This is a genomic window from Shewanella hanedai, from assembly GCF_007197645.1.
In the GTDB taxonomy this organism is placed as follows: domain Bacteria; phylum Pseudomonadota; class Gammaproteobacteria; order Enterobacterales; family Shewanellaceae; genus Shewanella; species Shewanella hanedai.
This window is the reverse complement of the sequence record NZ_VKGK01000073.1, coordinates 1-2189: the sequence shown is the minus strand read 5'-3', so window position 1 is coordinate 2189 and position 2189 is coordinate 1. Positions and strand designations below refer to the sequence as shown.

Sequence of the window (2189 nt, the reverse complement as noted above, 5' to 3'; positions counted from 1 at the left end):
CCATATATCAGCTTCAAAGCCTACTTTAGAAGATTCGATAAGCTTTCATTCTATCTATAACATTGAACATCTACAGTAGAGCCGTTATGTTATTGATTAATGATGGCTGGCTTGATTTATTGCTATTATAAGAACCAGTGCATCTACCTCTTTAACGACGCAGCTTAGTCAGCAAGGCATCAAGCACAACCCTGCGAATATAGTTCAGATAGGCAAAAATGCGGACGGAAAAATCATGTTTCTTGAAACTGGTAATTCTAGCGCAGGATTGCAGCACATTGTGCAAAGGCATGGAGCCGACTTTGCCAACCGAGGGATAAGTCAATCACAAATCCCCCAAGCCGTTATGGCTGCGGTTACCAGAGGTAAGGTTGTAGGCTACCAAGGTAAAGGAACTGGTAGACCTATATATGAAGTTGGCTTTGGAGGGCAAACTCATAGAATGGCAGTAACAACAGGAAGCAATGGATTTATTGTTGGGGCTAACCCAGCAAGATAGGTGAGCAATATGAGAAAGATTAAATTGATGACGGATTATGATTGCTATCCGTTATGGGAAGAGTTCAGTGACGGCGTGGATAATATAGCGCCATCATCACTGCCAATATCAGAGAGTTTAGCTACAAGAATTGATGCTTGGGGCGACGAATATGATAAAACAATGAACCGTGAAGACCCTGCAACTTCTGGATTCTGCAATGAGCAAGCTCTAGTTGCGTTTGAAGAGGAAGGTGAAATGCTTTTCGCTGAGCTAAAGCAGGAGTTGAGTGAGGAATTTGCCGTTACTTACTTCAGTACACACTCAAATAGCTTGAAATCATAAAGTCTTAATTATATGGCCACCCATAGTTCTGGAAAAGAATGAATTATATGGCCACCCATCGTTCTGGATGAATCATCAACCTCTGACTAAGCTTTCATTATCGCTTTAGGAGGAGATTGTAATGGCCAGACCAAGAAGTACATTAATCAGTATCGAAGACACGCCATTTTATCACTGTGTGTCTAGGTGTGTGCGTAAAAACTTCTTAATGGGTATTGATAAAGACACGGGTAAATCCTATGAACATCGCCGTGAGTGGGTTGAAAGCCGATTATTAGCTTTAGCCAGCATCTTTGCCATAGACGTCAGTGCTTATGCGGTGATGTCTAATCATTTGCACTTGGTATTGAGAGTGGATAAAATTATATGGCCACCCATAGTTCTGGATGAATCATCAACCTCTGACTAAGCTTTCATAGTAAAATTATATGGCCACCCATAGTTCTGGATGAATCATCAACCTCTGACTAAGCTTTCATTATCGCTTTAGGAGGAGATTGTAATGGCCAGACCAAGAAGTACATTAATCAGTATCGAAGACACGCCATTTTATCACTGCGTGTCTAGGTGTGTGCGTAAAAACTTCTTAATGGGTATTGATAAAGACACGGGTAAATCCTATGAACATCGCCGTGAGTGGGTTGAAAACAAATTATATGGCCACCCATAGTTCTGGATGAATCATCAACCTCTGACTAAGCTTTCATTATCGCTTTAGGAATAATTATATGGCCACCCATTAAATTATATGGCCACCCATAGTTCTGGATGAATAATCAACCTCTAAATTATATGGCCACCCATAATTCTGGCAACTAACATACAGCACGTCATGACTAAGGAGTAATGATGAGTCAAGAAATACATAGCTATGTGGTAGGTGAGTGCGCAAAGCTCCCTAATCTCACGCTGGAAGAATCAGAAAGCTTAAGAGGAAAGTTATCCATGGCTCTATCTACGGATAAGCTGATGGTTTCCATCGAGGTTACTGGGGAGTATACATGCGATATTTTAGTTGTAGACTTTGAAACCGAAGATGTTATTTCCAGCGAAACTGTTGACTGTAAATCGTCTGACGAGATAAAAGTATTCATCTCCCACCAACTAAACTCTACCCAAAAGTGAAGAAAAAAATTATATGGCCACCCATAATTCTGGATGAATCATCAACCTCTGACTAAGCTTTCATTATCGCTTTAGGAGGAGATTGTAATGGCCAGACCAAGAAGTACATTAATCAGTATCAAATTATATGGCCACCCATAGTTCTGGATGAATCATCAACCTCTGACTAAGCTTTCATTATCGCTTTAGGAGGAGATTGTAATGGCCAGACCAAGAAGTACATTAATCAGTATCGAAGACA

The 2189-nt window shown here is 40.6% G+C and carries 3 protein-coding genes and 2 pseudogenes; all 5 read left to right on the top strand.

The annotated features are described in order from the left end of the window. The first annotated feature begins 235 nt into the window (after positions 1-235). The 5 genes and pseudogenes from FN961_RS25625 to FN961_RS25605 all read left to right on the top strand — a co-directional run bounded on the left by FN961_RS25625 (position 236) and on the right by FN961_RS25605 (position 1948). Entirely contained in the window at positions 236-499 is a 264-nt protein-coding gene (locus FN961_RS25625) for a hypothetical protein (RefSeq protein ID WP_221936156.1), read from the top strand. 9 nt (positions 500-508) lie between these two features. After that, entirely contained in the window at positions 509-823 is a 315-nt protein-coding gene (locus FN961_RS25620; protein WP_144042968.1) for a hypothetical protein, read from the top strand. A gap of 121 nt (positions 824-944) precedes the next feature. Further along, positions 945-1181, top strand: a pseudogene (locus FN961_RS25615) (transposase); the annotation flags it as partial. A gap of 144 nt (positions 1182-1325) precedes the next feature. Beyond that, positions 1326-1478 (top strand): annotated as a pseudogene (locus FN961_RS25610) (transposase); the annotation flags it as partial. Between the two features lie 194 nt (positions 1479-1672). Further along, positions 1673-1948: a hypothetical protein gene (locus tag FN961_RS25605; RefSeq protein WP_185972889.1), complete on the top strand. Its 276-nt coding sequence runs from the start codon at positions 1673-1675 to the stop codon at positions 1946-1948. Positions 1949-2189 lie beyond the last annotated feature (241 nt).

What these genes read in the sequence shown, in the direction of transcription:
- FN961_RS25625 (WP_221936156.1), top strand. Translation starts at nt 236, where the DNA reads ATGTTTCTTGAAACTGGTAATTCTAGCGCAGGATTGCAGCACATTGTG.
- FN961_RS25620 (WP_144042968.1), top strand. Translation starts at nt 509, where the DNA reads ATGAGAAAGATTAAATTGATGACGGATTATGATTGCTATCCGTTATGG.
- FN961_RS25605 (WP_185972889.1), top strand. Translation starts at nt 1,673, where the DNA reads ATGAGTCAAGAAATACATAGCTATGTGGTAGGTGAGTGCGCAAAGCTC.